The 17,850-nt window shown below is 73.0% G+C and carries 15 protein-coding genes; 7 read left to right on the forward strand and 8 right to left on the reverse strand.

The window, feature by feature from the left end:
• Positions 1-248 precede the first annotated feature (248 nt).
• Genes OG242_RS22560 through OG242_RS22580 form a run of 5 tightly spaced genes read left to right on the forward strand, consistent with a single transcriptional unit; the run spans position 249 to position 6,059 of the window.
• Positions 249-3,272, forward strand: a complete 3,024-nt coding sequence (locus tag OG242_RS22560; protein WP_405899876.1) for a nitrate- and nitrite sensing domain-containing protein — start codon at positions 249-251, stop codon at positions 3,270-3,272.
• On the forward strand, positions 3,269-3,748 hold the full coding sequence (locus OG242_RS22565; RefSeq protein WP_405899877.1) for a roadblock/LC7 domain-containing protein: 480 nt from the start codon (positions 3,269-3,271) through the stop codon (positions 3,746-3,748). The genes OG242_RS22560 and OG242_RS22565 overlap by 4 nt, the downstream gene beginning before the upstream one ends.
• Positions 3,745-4,161, forward strand: a complete 417-nt coding sequence (locus tag OG242_RS22570) for a DUF742 domain-containing protein (RefSeq protein ID WP_018521102.1) — start codon at positions 3,745-3,747, stop codon at positions 4,159-4,161. The genes OG242_RS22565 and OG242_RS22570 overlap by 4 nt, the downstream gene beginning before the upstream one ends.
• A complete protein-coding gene (locus OG242_RS22575; protein WP_405899878.1) occupies positions 4,142-4,789 on the forward strand; it encodes a GTP-binding protein in 648 nt (215 codons plus the stop codon). The genes OG242_RS22570 and OG242_RS22575 overlap by 20 nt, the downstream gene beginning before the upstream one ends.
• Before the next feature lie 28 nt (positions 4,790-4,817).
• Positions 4,818-6,059, forward strand: a complete 1,242-nt coding sequence (locus tag OG242_RS22580) for a styrene monooxygenase/indole monooxygenase family protein (RefSeq protein ID WP_405899879.1) — start codon at positions 4,818-4,820, stop codon at positions 6,057-6,059.
• Positions 6,060-6,099: 40 nt separating this feature from the next.
• Here the strand turns inward: OG242_RS22580 and OG242_RS22585 are convergent, their stop codons facing one another.
• From OG242_RS22585 to OG242_RS22605, 5 genes are all read right to left on the reverse strand, one after another.
• Positions 6,100-7,236, reverse strand: a complete 1,137-nt coding sequence (locus OG242_RS22585) for an NlpC/P60 family protein (protein ID WP_405899880.1) — start codon at positions 7,234-7,236, stop codon at positions 6,100-6,102.
• A 189-nt stretch (positions 7,237-7,425) separates the two neighbouring features.
• A complete protein-coding gene (locus OG242_RS22590) occupies positions 7,426-9,957 on the reverse strand; it encodes a PQQ-binding-like beta-propeller repeat protein (protein ID WP_405899881.1) in 2,532 nt (843 codons plus the stop codon).
• Positions 9,958-10,188: 231 nt separating this feature from the next.
• A complete protein-coding gene (locus tag OG242_RS22595) occupies positions 10,189-10,491 on the reverse strand; it encodes a hypothetical protein (protein WP_405899882.1) in 303 nt (100 codons plus the stop codon).
• A gap of 43 nt (positions 10,492-10,534) precedes the next feature.
• Entirely contained in the window at positions 10,535-11,287 is a 753-nt protein-coding gene (locus OG242_RS22600) for a TetR/AcrR family transcriptional regulator (RefSeq protein ID WP_405899883.1), read from the reverse strand.
• A gap of 26 nt (positions 11,288-11,313) precedes the next feature.
• Positions 11,314-12,249, reverse strand: coding sequence for a diiron oxygenase (locus tag OG242_RS22605; protein ID WP_405899884.1), 936 nt, complete (start codon positions 12,247-12,249; stop codon positions 11,314-11,316).
• 178 nt (positions 12,250-12,427) lie between these two features.
• Between OG242_RS22605 and OG242_RS22610 the strand changes: the two genes are divergently transcribed.
• A complete protein-coding gene (locus OG242_RS22610; RefSeq protein WP_405899885.1) occupies positions 12,428-13,537 on the forward strand; it encodes a ferritin-like domain-containing protein in 1,110 nt (369 codons plus the stop codon).
• 58 nt (positions 13,538-13,595) lie between these two features.
• Complete coding sequence (locus tag OG242_RS22615; RefSeq protein WP_405899886.1) at positions 13,596-14,480, forward strand: hypothetical protein; 885 nt, start codon at positions 13,596-13,598, stop codon at positions 14,478-14,480.
• Between the two features lie 16 nt (positions 14,481-14,496).
• Here the strand turns inward: OG242_RS22615 and OG242_RS22620 are convergent, their stop codons facing one another.
• From OG242_RS22620 to OG242_RS22630, 3 genes are all read right to left on the reverse strand, one after another.
• Positions 14,497-14,802: an SCO0607 family lipoprotein gene (locus OG242_RS22620; protein WP_405899887.1), complete on the reverse strand. Its 306-nt coding sequence runs from the start codon at positions 14,800-14,802 to the stop codon at positions 14,497-14,499.
• 123 nt (positions 14,803-14,925) lie between these two features.
• On the reverse strand, positions 14,926-16,395 hold the full coding sequence (locus OG242_RS22625; protein ID WP_405899888.1) for a penicillin-binding transpeptidase domain-containing protein: 1,470 nt from the start codon (positions 16,393-16,395) through the stop codon (positions 14,926-14,928).
• Positions 16,392-17,789, reverse strand: coding sequence for an FtsW/RodA/SpoVE family cell cycle protein (locus OG242_RS22630; protein WP_405899889.1), 1,398 nt, complete (start codon positions 17,787-17,789; stop codon positions 16,392-16,394). Before OG242_RS22630 ends, OG242_RS22625 begins: the two co-directional genes overlap by 4 nt.
• Positions 17,790-17,850: the final 61 nt, after the last annotated feature.

The following is a 17,850-nucleotide window of genomic DNA, read 5'->3' on the forward strand; positions in this document are numbered from 1 at the left end:
GGCATCCTGCCAAAGCCCGCCCGGAAGTTCCAGCCGGTGTCCACGCATGACGCCGGAGCCCGCTGGGGAGACTTGTTCGCCAACTCCGGAGTGATGTTCACTCGTTCGTGTGGCGGAGCGGTTGATGCGCGCCCCCTCCCGAAAAGCACTGGAATGGTCGGAAGCCGTACCAGGGGGCGGGACGCTCGTTCATGTGACCGTGCGTCACCTCTGCTTCAAGGGCGGACGAGTCAAGATTGCGAGCACCGGTGCAGAAGAAGCGGCCTCGGAGCAAGGGCGGCAGCAACAGCGGTTCCGGGGCGGCGCCGACGGCCCCGGCCGAGGGCGGTCGCACCGTACGCGTCCGCAGCCGGCTGATCGCGGGCGTCGCCGTCGTCGGGATCACCGTCATAGCGGCGGGGACACCGGCCGTGCTCGCCGCCTCCTCAGACCTCACCGACTCCCAGCACCTGGTCACCCTCGCCGAGCTGAACCAGCAGGCGATCTCCCTGGCCCACTCGCTCGCCGACGAGCGCGACGAGGTCACCGCGTACATCGCGGCCGGCCGGGAGGGCGAGCCGGGCAACCGGGGCGCCCGCGTCGACCAGCAGGTGGACGAGATCCGCGAGGCGGCCCCGGCCGACCTGCTGCGCGACCTGTCCACCATCCCCTCGCTGCGCCGGGACGCGGTCAGCGGCAAGGGCACGGCGCTGGAGGCCCACCAGGCGTACTCCGAGGTCATCGGCAAACTCCACGGCCTCGCCGACGAGCTCGCCCGCAGCACCCCGCCGCGCGCCGCCGACGCGACCCGCACCCCGCAGGCGCTCGGCCGGGCAACCGAACAGGCCTCCGCCGCCCGCGGGCTGCTGCTCGCCGCGCTCGCCGTGCCCCGGCCGGAACCGGCGACCCCGCGGATCGACCCGTTCACCGGCCTCCCGGTCCAGCCCCAGGACGAGGGCGAGACCAAGGAGGACCGCACCCGCGACGCGCTGAGCGCCGCCGCTCAGCAGGCCCGGGTCGGTGAACTCTCCGCGCTCGCCGGCTTCGACCAGGCCGCCGGCGCCACCGCCCGCGACAAGCTGTCCTCCACCGTCACGGGCCCCGAGGTCAACAGCGCCGAGAAGTACCTCGCCGAGCTGACCGACCGCCCCGAGCTCTCCGACGACGACCTGAAGGTGAGCACCAAGAAGGTCGCCGCGGCCCTCTCCGCGCGCGTCGACCGGATGCGCTCCGTGGAGGCCGCGCTCGGCACCACCCAGGTCCAGCGCCTCGAACAGCTCCGCGACGACGACGTCACCGCCCTCGAACTGCGCATCGCGCTCCTCGGCGGCTGCCTGCTCGTCGCCGTCGCCGTCTCCACCGCCGTCGCCCGCACCCTGACCCAGCCGCTCGCCGTGCTGCGGATCGGCGCCGCCCGGCTCGCCGCCGACCCAGCCACCGCCGAGCCGGTCCGCTACACCGGCCGCAACGACGAGTTCGCCCAGGTCGTCCGCTCCATCAACGCCCTGCACGGCCGGCTGCACGGACTGCTGACGGAGTTCAACGGGCGCTTCGGGGAGCTGGAGACCGAGCGCGCCGAGCTGGTCGCCGGCCGCGAGGCCCTCACCGTCCAGCGCGCCGAACTCCAGGTGCGCGCCGCCGACCTGACGGCCCAGCTGGAGAAGCTGAAGAACACCGTCCACCACACCTTCGTCAACCTCTCACTGCGCACCCTGGGCCTGGTCGAGCGGCAGCTCGGCGTCATCGAGTCCCTGGAGGAGCGCGAGCAGGACCCGGAACGGCTCGGCACGCTCTTCAAGCTCGACCACATGGCCACGGTCATGCGCCGTCACAGCGAGAACATGCTGGTCCTCGCCGGCGCGGACCACGGCCACGGCCACCCGGGCCCGATCCCGATGGTCGACGTCCTGCGCGCCGCCGTCAGCGAGATCGAGCGGTACGAGCGGGTCACCATCCAGTCCCTCCCGCCGCACGCCCAGGTCGCCGGGTTCGCCGCCGACGACCTCAGCCACCTCGTCGCGGAACTTCTGGAGAACGCCACCTCGTTCTCCCCGCCCGACTCCCACGTCCAGCTCTCCGGCTGGCTCCTGGAGAGCGGCGAGGTGATGCTCTCCGTGCAGGACGAGGGCATCGGCATGTCCTCCGTACGGATGGGCGAGCTGAACACCCGCCTCGCCGACCCGACGCTCTTCGAGGCCGGCGAGCAGAACGCGGACGGGGCCGGGCTCGGCCTCCAGGTCACCTCGCTGCTCGCCGCCCGGCACGGCGTACGGGTGGAGCTGCGCGAGCAGAAGGGGAGCGGGGTGACCGCGGTCGTCGTGCTCCCGGAGGCCCTGCTGCCCAAGGCCCTCCCGGCCGCGACGCCGCCGCCGGTCACGGCCCCGGGCGACGCGCCCACGCTCAACCTGCCGGGCTCGGTCGCCGAGGCCAACTCCAACACCCTGCCCGGACGCGCCGCGTCCACCTCCGACGACCCGATGATCGCGGCGGCGGAACGTGCCCTCGCGGGAGCGGGGGCGCCTGTGGCGCCGGAGGCGCCGGAGGTTCCTGAGGCCGACGTGACCCCTGAGGCCCCGGAGGCGCCCGCCGCCCCGGAGGCGCCTGCGGCCGACGAGCCCGCAGCCGCGCCCGAAGCCGCAGCCGCCACGGAGCCCCAGCCCGACCCCGACCCCGACCCCGGCCCCGAGAGCGACCCCGAGGCCACCCTCCAGGTGCGCCTGCCCCGGCCGCCTCGTGCAGCGGACGCGACCGCCGCCGGCCCGTACGCCATCGGCCCCGACCGCCACGAGCGCGCCGCCGACGAGGCCCCGCACGCGGACGCGGCGCCCACCGCCCCCGATGCCCCGCACGCGGACGCGGCGCCCACCGCCCCCGATGCCCCGCACGCGGACGCGGCGCCCACCGCCCCCGATGCCCCCGCGCCGGCGGTCACCGCACCCTCCGAGACGCCCGTGCCGGCGGACAGCGCGGCAGCGGACACCGTCCCCGCCCCCCGCCGCCCCGAGGCCGGCCCGGTCACCGGCAAGGGGCTGCCCAAGCGGACACCCAAGGTCGTCCGGCCCGCCGGGGCGCCCGCAGCCGAACGGCGGGGGAGCGTCGACAAGGAGGCCCTGCGGCGCCGGCTCGGCGGCTTCCACCAGGGCGCCAAGGACGGCCGCCGCGACGTCGAGGCCGAGCTGGTCGAGGACACGGGCGCCGCGAGCACCACACGTACCGAGCACGCCGAGCCGGCAGGCCGCACCGACGGCCGGACCGGAGAGACGGGGGACACAGTCGAGGAGGCACGCAGTTGACTGCGCCCAGCACATTCGGGCTGAGCACCGAGGCCCGGAACCTGCACTGGCTGCTGAGCAATCTGGTGGAGGAGGTGCCAGGGGTCCACTCGGTCACCGTCGTCTCGTCCGACGGGCTGATGCTGCTGTCCTCCGACCCCGGCCATCTCAGCGCCCCCGAAGAGGGAAAGCCCAGCGGACCGCGCGGCTCCAGCGCCGACCTGGCGACCATCGTCTCCGGCATCGGCAGCCTCACCGTCGGCGCCGCGAAGCTGATGGAGGGCGGCGGCGTCAAGCAGACCATGGTCGCCATGGAGGAGGGCAGCGTCTTCGTCATGTCGATCAGTGACGGATCGCTGCTCGGGGTGCACGCCGCCCCCGACTGCGACATGGGCGTCATCGCGTACCACATGGCGCTGTTCGTCGGCCGGGCCGGACACGTACTCACCCCCGAACTCCGCAGTGAACTGCGCAAATCGATGGAGAGCGCCCAGTGAGCCACGCCGCTGCCGGACCCGCCCGCAAGCTTCCCGTACGAGGGGCCGGCAAACGGCCCGCACGGGTCCGCCCGTACTCGCTCACCGGCGGCCGCACCCGCTTCGGGCACGTCCTGCTCGTCGAGACGTTCGTCGCCGCGCTGGAGGCCCCCGAGGAGCGCCGCGAACTCACCAACGGCAACCTGGCCTCCCGGGTGATGCCGGAGCTCAGGGCCATCGTCGAGATCTGCCGGCGGATGCGCACGGTCGCGGAGATCTCCGCGCTGCTGAAGATGCCGCTCGGCGTGGTCCGGGTGCTGCTCAGCGACTTGGCCGATCAGGGAAAGATCCGCGTGTACGGGACCGGGCACGGCACCGGCCAGCCCGACCGCGCACTGCTCGAAAGGGTGCTCGATGGACTCCGCCGTCTCTGAGTCGCTGTTCGCACCGCGGCAGCCGGGCCCGGAGGACCAGCCCGAGGAGAAGCTCCAGCCCTGGCAGCTGGACCGCACCCGGGCACCGATCGCCACGAAGATCGTGGTCGCGGGCGGCTTCGGCGTCGGCAAGACCACGTTCGTGGGCTCGGTCTCCGAGATCACCCCGCTGCAGACCGAGGCGATGATGACCCGGGCCAGCGAGGACACCGACGACCTCAGCGCCACCCCGGACAAGGCCACCACGACCGTCGCCATGGACTTCGGCCGGCTCACGCTCGACGACGACCTCGTGCTGTACGTGTTCGGCACGCCGGGCCAGCAGCGGTTCTGGTTCATGTGGGACGACCTGGTGCGCGGCGCGATCGGTGCCGTCGTCATGGCCGACACCCGCCGCCTCGCCGACTGCTTCCCCGCCCTCGACTACTTCGAGAGCTGCGGACTGCCGTACATCGTGGCCGTCAACCACTTCGAGGGAACGCCGGGCTTCGAGGCCGACGACGTCCGGGAGGCTCTGACCGTACCCGCGCACGTCCCGATAGTGATCATGGACGCACGCAACCGGATCACGGTCGTCGAATCCCTGCTGGCGCTCGTCGGCCACGCCCTCGACGTCAGCCCCGCGTAGCCCCAGCAACACACAACGGAGAACCGCGATGCGGAAGATACTGATAGTCGGAGCCGGTCAGTCCGGGCTCCAGCTCGCCCTCGGACTGCAGTCCAAGGGGTACGAAGTCACCCTGATGTCCAACCGCACCGCCGACGAGATCCGCTCCGGCCGGGTCATGTCCACGCAGTGCATGTTCCACACCGCGCTCCAGCACGAACGGGGCCTCCGGCTCAACTTCTGGGAGTCGCAGGCCCCGCGCATCGAGGGCCTCGGCGTCTCGGTCGCCGCCCCCGACTCCTCACGGGCCGTCGACTGGGTCGGCAAGCTCGACGGGTACGCCCAGTCCGTCGACCAGCGCGTCAAGATGGCCGGCTGGATGGAGACCTTCGCCCAGCGCGGCGGACAGCTCGTCATCCACGGCGCGGCCGTCTCCGACCTGGACTACTTCTCCCGCACCTACGACCTGGTGCTGGTCGCGGCCGGCAAGGGCGAGCTCGTCTCGATGTTCGGCCGGGACGCGTCCCGTTCGCCGTACGACGCCCCGCAGCGCGCGCTGGCCGTCGCGTACGTGCACGGCATGGGCCCGCGCCCGGAGCACCCGGAGTTCGACGCGGTCCGCTGCAACCTCGTCCCGGGCGTCGGCGAGCTCTTCGTGATGCCGACCCTGACCACCTCCGGCCGCGCCGACATCCTGTTCTGGGAGGGCGTCCCCGGCGGGCCGCTCGACGCGTTCCAGGGCATCAAGGACCCCTCCGAGCACCTGGCGAAGACGCTGGAGCTGATGGAGCGGTACACGCCGTGGGAGTACGCCCGCGCCACCAAGGTCGAGCTGACCGACGCCAACGGCACCCTCGCCGGCCGCTACGCCCCCACCGTCCGCAAGCCGGTCGGCCGGCTGCCCGGCGGCGGTCTGGTGCTCGGCGTCGCGGACGTGGTCGTCGCCAACGACCCGATCACCGGCCAGGGCTCCAACTCCGCCTCCAAGTGCGCCGAGGCCTATCTGAACGCGATCGTCGAGCACGGCGACCGCGAGTTCGACGAGGCGTGGATGCAGGCCACGTTCGACCGTTACTGGGACACCGCCCAGCACGTCACCAAGTGGACCAACGCGATGCTCGGCGTCCCGCCGGAGCACGTGCTGAACCTGATCGGCGCCGCCGGACAGCTCCAGCCGGTCGCGGACCGCTTCGCCAACGGCTTCAACGACCCGGCGGACTTCGAGAACTTCTTCTTCGACCCGGAGAAGGCCGACGCCTACCTCGCCTCGGTGGCGGGCCCGGCCGCCTGACGCCCCGCCCCTCCGGTCCCGGCCGTCACGAGGCCGGGGCTCAGGGGGCGTACCCCTCGTCGGAGCCGTCCGTGGCGCCGTCGGGGAGTTCGGGACCCTTGTACGAGGCGAGCGGCGAGCCGTCCGGGTCGGGCCGGACCGCGCCGAGCACCGGGTTGGACGCCACGGGTGAGACCTTCACGCTGGTGCCGGGCCGGGGCGCCTGCACCACCAGGCCATTGCCGATGTACAGCGCCACATGGGTCGCCTTCGGGAAGTAGACCACCAGGTCGCCGGGGCGCAGCGCGTTCATCGGCACCCGGGTCAGCTGTTGCCACTGCTCCTGCGAGGTGCGCGGGATGACGCGGCCGGCGCTCGCCCAGGCCTGCGAGGTGAGCCCGGAGCAGTCGAACGAGCCGGGGCCCTCGGCGCCCCACACGTACGGCTTGCCGATCTGCCGGACCGCGTACCGGACGGCCTCGCCGCCCTGGGCGGTCGGCGGCCGGGACGAGGAGAGCGCCCCGGAGGCGACCAGGGCGTTCTGGGCCTTGTCCGTGTTCTCCCGGGCGAGGCCGGAGACCTCGGCGAGCTGGTCCTCGGAGAGCGTGGCGATCTTCGCCTCCACCTGTTTCAGCCGGGTCCGTACGGTGTCGCGCTCCTTCTTCTTCCGCGCGGCGAGCGTCCGCTGCTCGGCGAGCACCTTGCGGGACTCCTTCGCCAGCTCGTCGGCCCGCTTCTCGGCCGCGCCCAGTCGCTGCACGGCCACCGCCCGCCCGGCGGCGAGGCGCTGGATGACCTGGCCCTGGGTCAGGGCGGCCTCGGGGTCGCGCATCAGCAGCAGCCGCAGATACGCGGAGAGGTCGGACCGGCCCTGGTACTGCTCGCGGGCCAGCCGCCCGGCGGCGTCGCGGCCCTTGGCCAGCGAGCGGCGGGCGGTGACGAGGGCGGCGCCCAGCTTCTTGGCCCGCGCGGCCCGTTTCTTCAGCTCGGCCGCCGTGCCGTTGTAGGTCTCGGTGGCCTCTTCGGCCTGCTGGTAGAGCCGTTGCACCTCGCTCAGCAGCCCGGCGACACCGCCGGCCGGGGCGCCGGGGACGGCCGGCGCGGGCGAGGGGGCCGCGACGGCGGTGGCCGGCGAGACCACGACGACGGCGGCCAGAGCCGCCGTACCGAAGGAACGCACCAGGGTGGCCGATGACACGTCATCACCTCCGAAACCGGGGTGAATCGTGCGACTACCCCATGAGTGAGCGCAATTCGTTCATACGCTCACCCGTGGCGGAGGGTGATGCAAGAACCCACGGGCGTGGCGACGGGCCACCGCTTCCGGATTCGCCCGGAAGGCGGCGGCCCGTACGCCGGGTGGGTGCGGGGGCGGTCGGACGACCGGTCAGGCGACCGGGAACGCGTAGACCGTGCGCCCGCGCCGGACGACCGCCGTCCTGTCGTACGCCAGCACCTGGTAGCCGGCCGTGACCGTCTCGCCCTCCGGGGCCTGGTTGCCGATGTCCTGGAACTTCCACAGCCGCTTGCCGTCGGCCGCCGCGAACGCGGTGACCTGCCCGGCTCCGGCCGCGAGCAGGGTGTCGCCGGAGCCGCTGACGGCGATCTGGGGGGCCGCCGCGCCGGGCGTCGCCTCCGTGGACCGCTGCCAGCGCGGCTTCCCGCTCGCCAGGTCGACGGCGCCGACCTCCTGGTTGACGTTGGTGGTGTGCAGCACGCCCTCCGCCGGGACCGAGGGCCCGTAGACCGAGCCGCGCGCGCCCTTCACCGTCCACTTCGCCTTGCCGTCGGCCGTCCCGAAGGCGCGGAGAGCGGTGCCGTCCGCCGCGTACAGCGTGCCGTCCTTGTCGCCCACGGCAGCCGCGTCGAGTGCGACGCCGCCGAACGCCTTGGTCCACTGGAGCTTGCCGGTCTTCCGGTCGTAGCTGCTGAACCGCGACTTCTTCTTGGCGGCCTTCACCTGCGCGGGCGTGAGGGACGACAGGCGCTGCTGCACGACCACGGAGTCCGGGCGGACCGCGATCAGCCGGTACGCGGGCGCGACGTCGCCGCGGCCGTTGGGCAGCCCCGTCCGCCACAGCTCCTTGCGCTGCGCGATGTCGTACGCGAACAGGTACGACTTGACGACCTGCTTGTCCTTGCCGCGCTTCTTGCCCTTCTTGGGCTTGGGTGCCTTCACGGTCACCTTGTGCGCGGCGGTGAACCAGATGCTCGTCGCGTCCGCGCCGACCAGGGTGCCGACCTTGAGGCCCGGCGCGTCCTCGAAACCGTCGGCGCAGGCCAGCCGGTGGGCGACCTTGCCGTCCTTCACCGAGATCCAGAAGAACTCGTCCGGACCCGCCACGAAGCAGTGCTCGTCGTCGACGGGAAGCGCGGCCCGGCCCCCGGCACCGTCCTCGCTCGCCCAGGCCCGGCGCCCGGTGCGCAGGTCCACCGCGCTCGCCCGCTTCTCGTCGGTCAGCACCACCAGCCGGTCCTTCCAGAGCGCGGCGGTCAGCGGGGCGGGCTCGCCCTCCGGGTGGGTGTAGACCCAGCGCGGCTGCGGGGCCGTCCCTGCCAGGGTGGGCTCCGGGGTGCTCGGTGCGGGCTTGGGGTCCTCGGCGGCCTTCGCCTCGTCGCCGGACCCGGTCGCGTAGACCGCCCCGCCGCCGATCAGCAGGCCGGCCAGGCCCGCGGCACCGCCGAACAGCAGCGCCCGCCGGTCGAGACCGCCCCGCCGGGGTCCGGGGGCCGGGGCGACGGCCGGGACCGGCGCCGGGGGGACGGGCAGCGGCTGCGGCGTCTGCGGGAACTGCGCCTGCTGGGGCTGGGGCTGCGGGGTGTACGGCTGCTGCTGGTAGGCCTCCGCGTTCGGCCACGGGGCGGCAGGTGCCCCGGCCTGGTGCCCGATGGCCTTGAGCTGCGTCGTACGGGTGTCGAGGACCGGTTCGGACGCGGCGCCCGGCTGCTGCCACGCGGGTACGGGCGGTACGGCGTCCTGGACGTCGGGCGCGGCCTCGCCCGGCTCGGGCTCCGCCGCCAGCCGGTGCGCCGCGACGCCCTGGGCGGTCACGTCCGCCGAGAGCCGGTCCGGGAGCCAGCCGCCCGCCGCGAGGGCCGCCGCGCCCTCCAGGGCCAGTTCGGCGGCGACCGTCCCCGCGGTGGGGCGGTCCGCCGGGTCCTTCGCCAGGCACCGGGCGACCAGGTCGCGCAACGAGTCCGGTACGTCCCCGAGTTCGGGGTCGCCCGCGGCGATCCGCTCGGCGGCCCCGGCCGGGTCGCCGGCCGCCAGCGGGGTGCTTCCGGTCGCCGCGTACGCGAGCAGCAGGCCGAGCACGAAGAGGTCGGACGACGGGCCCGCCGCCTCGCCCGCGAGCTGTTCCGGCGTCAGGTAGCCGAGCCGCACGGAGAGCCGCCCGCCCTCGCCCGCCTCCGCCTCGGCCGCCGCGCCCAGCGGGCCGAACGCGGTGAGCCGGGGGCCGTCCTCGGCGAGCAGCACGGTGCGGGGGGAGAGGCCCTGGAGGACGTCCCCCGTGGCGTGCACCCGGGACAGCGTCTCGGCGAGGCCGGCGCCCAGTATCCGTACGGCGCGCTCGGGCAGCGGCCCCGCGGTACCGATCGCCTCGGCCAGGGTCAGCGCGGGCACGTACGGCGACGCGGTCCACGGTCCCCGGTCCTCGCCGGTGCCGTCCGCGGCGGTCTCCAGCAACTCCGCGACCCAGCCGCCCGCCAGCCGGTCCGCGATGCGCGTCTCGGCCTCGAAGCGGCGCCGGAAGGCGGGCAGCGCGGCGAGCGCGGGGCGGGCTGCGGTGACGACGACGAGGTCGGTCCCGGCCTCGCCGCGTGCGAGGTACTGCACCGAGGAGGCCGTCTCGCGCAGGCGCGCCAGCACGGTGTACGGCCCGAAACGGCCTGGATCGTCCTGACGCGGCGCCTCCATGGCGCATCCCCCCTCGTAACCGGTCCCGGCCTTCCCTGGACCGGACGACCGATCCTAGGCCCTGTCGTCACATTCCCGTCTGCCGGGCGACGCCATGCACGCACTCTCGCCGCACCGGCCCCAGACCCCGGTACGTCCAGTACAGGGATCTGGGGCCGGCACGCCGAGAGCACGCACCTGACGCCGCCCGGCCCGCCCTCCGGGCGGACGACGGGAATGTGACGACAGGGCCTAGTGCGGCGGTTCCTCCGGGCTTCGCCCGCCACCGCCCCCCGGCTTGGACCACGGCCACCGCGGCCGGTGGCGCTCGCGTCCCTCGGGGGCGTACTCGTAGACCCAGCCGCGCTGCAGGTGCAGCCGCTTGGAGTACCCGGCCGGGGCCCTGCGGTACGCGTACACGGTGGGCGGTCCGCCGGCGGCGTCCGGGACCGGGACCTCGTACCACTTGGGCGGGTGGCCGGTCGCGCCGGTGAGGACGGGCAGCACCCGGCCGTCCAGCGGGCCGCCGACGAAGGCGGTGTTCTCACTTCTCACCGGGCCAGTCTGACCGATCGGGCATCGCGCCCCGCGCAGCCGGTCAGTCCGGCGGCAGCAGATGCGCGGCGACGCCCACCAGCGGGGCCAGCCGGTCCGCCAGCCGGCCGGCCGGACCCTCCACGGTCTCCAGCGGGAGCAGCGCGGCCACCGCGGCGGCGGTCTGCGGGTCCGAGGCCGAGGTGACGGCGAGCAGGCCGATGAACTGGTCGACCAGCCAGTCGCGCAGCTCGTGCGCGTCCGGCCGCTTGCCCTCGTCGAGCCAGATCAGCGAGGCCGCCTCGACCGCGGCGATCCAGGTGCGGACCATCATGCTCATGCGGGGCGCGGGTTCGCTGTGCCCGTCCTGGCCCAGGTGGAGCAGGATCTGCTCGGCCGCCGCGCGCCGGACCTCGTCGACGATGGTGCTCGTCCGGGACGTCTCGGCGACGCTGCCGCCCCGGAGCAGGGCGCTGAAGCCGGTGTCGTGCTCGTCGACGAAGGCCAGGTAGCGGTCGAGGACACGCGTGACGCGCTCGGTGGGCGGGCCCTCGGCGGGTTCGGTGAAGCACAGCTTCAGCTGCTCGGCGGCGGACCGCAGCGCAGCCTCGTACAACTGCTGGCGCCCGCCGGGGAAGTAGCGGTAGACCAGCGGGCGCGACACCCCGGCCACCGTGGCGACCTCGTCGAGCGAGACCTCGTCGGGGGCCCGGTGGGCGAAGAGCGTGAGCGCCGCTCCCAGCAGCTGGGCGCGCCGCTCCTCGACGCTGAGCCTTCGGTACGCACGGCTGGGCGGCGCGGCTGCGGCAGGGGTCATACCGCCCAGACTAAGGGCTGCCACCGCTAGGCCAGCAGGCCCGAGCTCTTCCACAGCCTGCGCCCCACCCCGTTCAGGACGCCGATGTCCTCGAAGAAGTCGGTCAGCCGCTTGGCGCCCGTCTGCATGACCTCCGCGCGGTGTCCGCTGGCCTTCACCTGGGCGACGGCCTCGTGGCGGTTCAGCCCGACGTTCTCGTACACCTGCGGGTTGACGAAGCAGACGGAGAAGACGCGGGCGGCCTGTCCGCAGCTGACGCGGGCCAGTTCGCGTTCCCAGCGGGGCGCGGTCACCATCTGGCGGCGCAGCTCCTCGCGGGCGTAGCGGACGTGCCGGGCCTCCTCGATGACGTGGATGCGGGTCACGCCGCGTACCAGGGGCTGGACGCGCTCGTCGGGGAAGGTCAGCCGCTGCATCCAGTCGAGGATCTCCTCGCCGAGCAGCGTCCCGGCGAACGAACCGGGCGTCGTGGACACGCTTTTGAGGACGCGCGCCATGTTGTGGTACCTGCGCGGTACGGCGTACGTGGGCCCGTCGCCCCAGGTGATCATGCGGCCGAACATCATCGAGTGCCGGCACTCGTCGGCGATCTCGGTGAGCGCGTAGCGGACATGGCTGCTGGTCGCGGGCTTGTCGTAGATGTGCCGTACGAGCAGCTGCATGAGGATGATCTCGAACCAGATGCCGAGCGAGGCGAGCGAGGCCGCCTCGTGGCGGGCCAGTTCGAGCCGCTGGTCGTGCGACATGCGCTTCCACAGCGGGGTGTCGTAGAGCGAGACCAGCTCCGGCGGCCAGAACCACTTGCCGTCCTCGGGCAGGGTGTCCCAGTCGAGTTCCTCGTCCGGGTCGAAGGAGTGCTTGGCCGAGGCCTCCAGCAGTCGTTCCGCGATCTGTTCGCGGCCGCGCAGTGGGCCGAGTGCGTCGCGGAGGGCCTGCAGGTCGCTTTCGGAGACGGTCGTCATGGCTGGAGGCACCTCACACATGGGTTACCGGCGGTCATCCACTATGAGACTGCCTGTCAGCAAGGCCGTCAATCCCTTGCGCACGACTTGTTGACCACGCGTCTACCAGCGTGTGAACCTGCCAACTGAGCGGGGAGCCCGCCGACTTCCCGGCATTCGCGAGGCGAAGGAGCCGTCCGTGTCGACCCACGACCTCTACACCACCGCCCCCGAGGAGCCGCTGTGGACGGTGCCCGCCTCGGGCGCCGCCCGTTTCAGCTGGGACTACGACGACGGCCGCGAGCGCCTCCTCGCCCTGTACCAGAAGGGCAAGGACAAGCAGTGGGACGGCAACAAGCGCATCGACTGGAGCCTGGAGGTCGACCCGTCCGACCCGCTCGGCACCCCCGACGAGGCGCTGACCCTGTACGGCACCCCGCACTGGGCGAAGATGACCGAGAAGGACCGCGGCGAGCTGCGCAAGCACTACACCGCCTGGCAGTTCAGCCAGTTCCTGCACGGCGAGCAGGGCGCGATGATCTGCGCCGCCCGCATCGTGGAGTCCGTCCCGGACCTGGACGCCAAGTTCTACTCCGCGACCCAGGCCATGGACGAGGCCCGGCACGCCGAGATCTACGGCCGCTTCCTGCACGAGAAGGTGCGGATGCTCTACCCGGTCAACGACAGCCTCCAGGGCCTGCTCGGCGACACCCTGCGCGACTCCCGCTGGGACATGCCCTACCTCGGCATGCAGGTCCTCATCGAGGGCCTGGCGCTCGCCGCGTTCGGCATGATCCGCGACACCACGACCCGGCCGCTGCCCAAGCAGATCCTCGCGTACGTGATGCAGGACGAGGCCCGCCACGTCGCCTTCGGGCGGATGGCGCTGCGCGACTACTACAAGCAGCTCAGCGACGCGGAACGGCGCGAGCGCGAGGAGTTCGTCATCGAGGGCTGCTACCTGATGCGCGACCGGCTCAGCGGGGTCGAGGTCCTGGAGAACTTCGGCATCGGCAAGCAGGAGGCGAAGGACCTCTCGGAGCACTCCGAATTCCTCCAGCTCTTCCGCAAGCTGCTGTTCAGCCGGATCGTCCCGTGCGTCAAGGACATCGGCCTCTGGGGCGAACGGCTCCAGAAGGCGTACGTCGACATGGGCGTCCTCGAACTCGGCGACTCCAACCTGGACCTCCTCATGGCCCAGGACGAGGAGATAGCCGAGCAACTGGACAAGGACCGCTTCGAGGCGGAGGAGCGGGAACGGGTGGCGGAGGTGGCCGAGGCCATCGCACAGGGCGGTGCGGAGGCCTGACGGAGCCCCGCACCGGCCGTAGAAAGCGTGTTCGTACCCATGCCGTAGCTTGGGCGCCATGACCACGCCCCCGCCCCAGCCGCCGCAGGGCCCGTACGGCGCGCCCCAGGGCGGCCCCTACGGTGCGCCCCAGGGCCCCTACGGGCCGCCGCAGCCCCAGCCGAACCCGTACGCACAGCAGCCGGGGCCCGGACAGCAGCAGCCCTACGGGTACCCGCAGGCGCCGGCGCCGCAGCCCTGGGGCGCGGTGCCCGGCGGGCCGGGGTTCCCGCCGCCGCGGCGGACCCGGCCGGGCCTGATCGTGGGGATCGTCGTCGGGGCGCTCGTGGTGGCGGGCGGGGTCGCCTTCGGGGTCTCCCGGCTGGTGGGCGCGGCGGACGACGGGAAGCTGCCGGGGACCCGGGCGTTCCCGCCGGCGGAGTACAGGCTGACCGTGCAGAAGACGCTGCTGGACGGCGAGTACACCCTCCACGCGGACACCTCGGCGACGGACGGCAAGGGCATCGAGGAGACCTACGACCCGTCCATCCGCGACCCCAAGGCGGTGGTCGCGCAGTACACGTCGAAGAGCGGCGGCACGGTGATCGTCTCCGGCATGTGGGGCCGCATCAAGTCCCCGGAGTTCGCCCGCGACAAGATCCTGGAGGGGGCCGCCGACGCCGACGGGGTGACCGTGGCCGTGCCCGTCCGGGAGTTCACTCCCGCCGGCTACGGGATCACCATCGCCTGCGAGGTCGTCCGGTCGAAGGAGGACGGGATCGGCAGCAGCACCCTGCCGATGTGCGCGTGGGGCGACGACAACACGGGTGCCCTCGTCGCCGTCGTCACCGCCGAGACCGCGCTCCAGGACCCGGACGAGGTCGACCTCGCCGAGGCGGCGCGACAGGCCGCGCAGGTCCGCAAGGAGATGCGCAGGCCGATCGGCGCCGGCACGGCGGGCTGACCACTCGGGACGGCCGTTACTCCGAGACCTCGACGATCTTCCCGTCCTTGTCGAGGGTGTGCTCGTTCCAGTACGTCCACCACTTGTCGTCCACGTGCTTCGGGACCTTGCCCTCGGGGTAGCGGGCGTAGCCCTCGGGCGGCTCCTGCCCGTCCTTCACACACGCGCTGCCGGTGCTGCCCACGTAGAGCACCGGGTACTCGCCGCCGGAGCAGACCGCGTCCGCCGTCGAGCAGGCGGACGTGAGGAGCGCGAGGACCGCGCCGCCTACGGTGAGGGCTGCGGTGGTCCGCAGACGACGGGGATGGCCGGCTGTACGCATCGTGGAACTCCTTCAGGGGGTGGCTGTCGGAGTCCAGGCTGCCGTCCCGGAGGCCGCGGCGCCCTGAGTACCCGTACTCACCTGCGATGTCGGCGTACTTGTACGGACGGCCCGTCATCCCGCTCAGCCGCCCCCGTCGGGTTCCAGGGCCGCCTCCATCACGGCCCGGGCGATCGGGGCCGCGCTGCCGCCGCCGCTGATGTCGGCGCGGTCGGCCTCGGCGTCCTCGACGACCACGGCGACCGCGACCGCCGGGCGGGCCGCGCCGTCCGCCTGTGCCCAGGAGATGAACCAGGCGTACGGCAGGTCGGAGTTGTCGACGCCGTGCTGGGCGGTGCCGGTCTTGCCGCCGACCGTGGCGCCGTCGATCGCCGCGTTGGTGCCCGTACCGTCCTGGACGACGTCGATCATCATCTGCCGCAGACGCGTCGCCGTCATCGGGTTCATCGCGCGGTGGTAGGAGCGCGACCCCGTGGTGTGCACGGTGGCGCCGTCGTGCTTGGTCGTCCGCTCCACCAGGTGCGGGTACATCAGCTCACCGCCGTTGGCGACGGCCGCCGCGACCATCGCCATCTGGAGCGGGGTCGCCGTGGTGTCGAACTGGCCGATCGAGGACTGCGCGAGCTGGTCGTCGCTCATGTCCGTGTCGAAGTTGCTCTTCGCCACCCTGGACGGGACCTTCAGGCCGGTGTCGTTGAAGCCGAACCGTTCGGCCGCCTCCACCATGCCGTCGAGCCCGACCTCCACCCCCAGGTGCGCCATCACGGTGTTGCAGGACACCCGGATCGCGTCGGAGAGGGACGCCTTCTCGCAGCCGCGCGACTCGTTGGGCAGCACGGTCGAGGTGCCCGGCAGGACGTACGGGGACGGGGTGTCGGTCTCCGCGTCCGGGTCGGTGACGACCTCGGCGTCCAGCGCGGCCGCCGCCGTCACGATCTTGAACGCGGAGCCCGGCGGATAGGTCTGCCGGATCGCCCGGTTCAGCATGGGCCTGCTGTCCGCCGCGTTCAGCTCCCGCCAGGCGTCGGTGACGGACGAGCCGGTCCCCGACAGCCGCTCGGGGTCGTACGAGGGGGTCGAGACCAGCGCCAGGATGCGCCCCGTCGCCGGTTCGACGGCCGCGACAGCGCCCCGCCGGTCGCCCAGCCCCTCGTACGCGGCGCGCTGCATCGCGTCCCGGACCGTCGTGACGACGTCCCCGCCCGGCTGCCGGCTCCGGCTGACCTCGCCCCACAGCGGGACCGGGGCGAGCAGCGGGTCGGTGCCGGAGAGGAGGTTGTCCTCGGCGTTCTCGACGAGCGTGGTGCCGTACGTCTGCGAGGCGTACCCGGTCACCGGCGCGTACAGGGGCCCGTAGCGGTAGGTCCGTTCGTACGCGAGCTGCTCGCCGGTGTCCTTCGAGCCGGTGACCGGCCGGCCGTCGACCAGGATGTTACCGCGCGGCTCGTCGTAACGGGCGATGGTCGTACGCCGGTTGGCCGGGTTGTCGTCCAGCTCGTCGGCCTGGAAGACCTGGACCCGGGCGGCGTTGGCCAGCAGCGCCACGAGCAGCAGCAGGCAGAACGCGGCGGCGTGCCGGATGTAGCGGATCACCGCTCGCCCTCCGCGCCGGGCCGCTCCGCCGGGACCGAGGCCACGACCCCCGTCTCCACCTCGTCCGGCGCCGGTCTGCGGGCGAGATCGCTGACCCGGATCAGCAGCGCCACGATGATCCAGTTGGTGACCACGGACGAACCGCCCTGCGCCAGGAACGGCATCGCCATCCCGGTCAGCGGGATCAGCCCCGTCACCCCGCCCGCGATCACGAAGACCTGGAGCGCCAGGATCGAGGCGAGCCCGATCGAGAGGAGCCGCCCGAACGCGTCGCGCAGGGCGAGCCCGGCCCGGTAGCCGCGCGCCACCAGCAGCGCGTACAGCAGGAAGACCGCGGTCAGTCCGGCGTACCCCAGCTCCTCGCCGGCCGTCGCCAGGATGAAGTCCGACTTCGCGGCGAACCCGATCAGGACGGAGTGGCCGAGCCCGAGCCCCGTACCGAGCATCCCGCCGGCCGCGAAGGCGAACAGCGACTGGGCGAGCTGGCCGGGACCGCGTCCGGCGTCGATCGAGGCGAACGGATCGAGCCAGTCCTGCACCCGGCTGTGCACATGCGGTTCGAACGAGCCGACGACGAACGCGCCGACCGCCGCGAGCAGCAGTCCCACCGCGATCCAGCCCCGCCGCCCGGTCGCCACGTACAGCAGGATCACGAAGAGGCCGAAGAACAGCAGCGAGGTGCCCAGGTCGCGTTCCAGGACCAGGACGCCGACGCTGAGCAGCCAGATCGCCACGATCGGGCCGAGCACCCGTCCGGTGGGCAGCTGGAATCTCCAGACCTTGCGGCCGGTGTACGCGAGGGCGTTGCTGTTCGCCGCGAGGTAGGCGGCGAAGAACACCGCGAGCAGGATCTTGGCGAACTCCCCGGGCTGGAAGGAGAAACCGCCGGCCCTGATCCAGATCTTCGCCCCGTTCACCGCCGGGAAGAAGATCGGCACGATCATCAGGACGAGCGCGGCGGCCACCGAGAGGTACGCGTAGCGCTGGAGCACCCGGTGGTCGCGCAGGAACACCACGACCGTGATGAAGAACGCGACGCCGATCGTGGACCAGATCAGCTGGGTCGTCGCCGCCCGGTCGCCCGGGGTCTCCAGGTCGAGCCGGTAGATCAGCACCAGGCCGAGCCCGTTGAGCAGGACGGCGATGGGCAGCAGCAGCGGATCGGCGTGCGGGGCGCGCAGCCGGACCGCGAGATGGGCGAGCAGTGCGAGCAGCCCGAGACCGCCGCCGTACCCCGCGACATCGGGCGGGACCGCGTCGTCGTGGGCCAGACCGACCGCGGCGTAGCCGTAGACGGAGATGAGGACGGCCCCGATGAGGAGCGAGAGTTCCACGCCGCGCCGCCTGGGCAGGCGCAGCTCGGGCGGGGGTGCGTCCGCCGTCGATGCGGTCATGCCCCGCAACGTAGCAAGAGGCAGGCGCTATGTCGGTTATGTCCCTGACTCTCGGTGTGGG

Origin of the sequence: Streptomyces sp. NBC_00727 (assembly GCF_045161745.1) — a bacterium.
Classification (GTDB): domain Bacteria; phylum Actinomycetota; class Actinomycetes; order Streptomycetales; family Streptomycetaceae; genus Streptomyces.

What these genes read in the sequence shown, in the direction of transcription:
- OG242_RS22605 (WP_405899884.1), bottom strand. Translation starts at nt 12,249, where the DNA reads ATGACGACCGTCTCCGAAAGCGACCTGCAGGCCCTCCGCGACGCACTC.
- OG242_RS22620 (WP_405899887.1), bottom strand. Translation starts at nt 14,802, where the DNA reads ATGCGTACAGCCGGCCATCCCCGTCGTCTGCGGACCACCGCAGCCCTC.
- OG242_RS22590 (WP_405899881.1), bottom strand. Translation starts at nt 9,957, where the DNA reads ATGGAGGCGCCGCGTCAGGACGATCCAGGCCGTTTCGGGCCGTACACC.
- OG242_RS22580 (WP_405899879.1), top strand. Translation starts at nt 4,818, where the DNA reads ATGCGGAAGATACTGATAGTCGGAGCCGGTCAGTCCGGGCTCCAGCTC.
- OG242_RS22575 (WP_405899878.1), top strand. Translation starts at nt 4,142, where the DNA reads ATGGACTCCGCCGTCTCTGAGTCGCTGTTCGCACCGCGGCAGCCGGGC.
- OG242_RS22615 (WP_405899886.1), top strand. Translation starts at nt 13,596, where the DNA reads ATGACCACGCCCCCGCCCCAGCCGCCGCAGGGCCCGTACGGCGCGCCC.
- OG242_RS22630 (WP_405899889.1), bottom strand. Translation starts at nt 17,789, where the DNA reads ATGACCGCATCGACGGCGGACGCACCCCCGCCCGAGCTGCGCCTGCCC.
- OG242_RS22600 (WP_405899883.1), bottom strand. Translation starts at nt 11,287, where the DNA reads ATGACCCCTGCCGCAGCCGCGCCGCCCAGCCGTGCGTACCGAAGGCTC.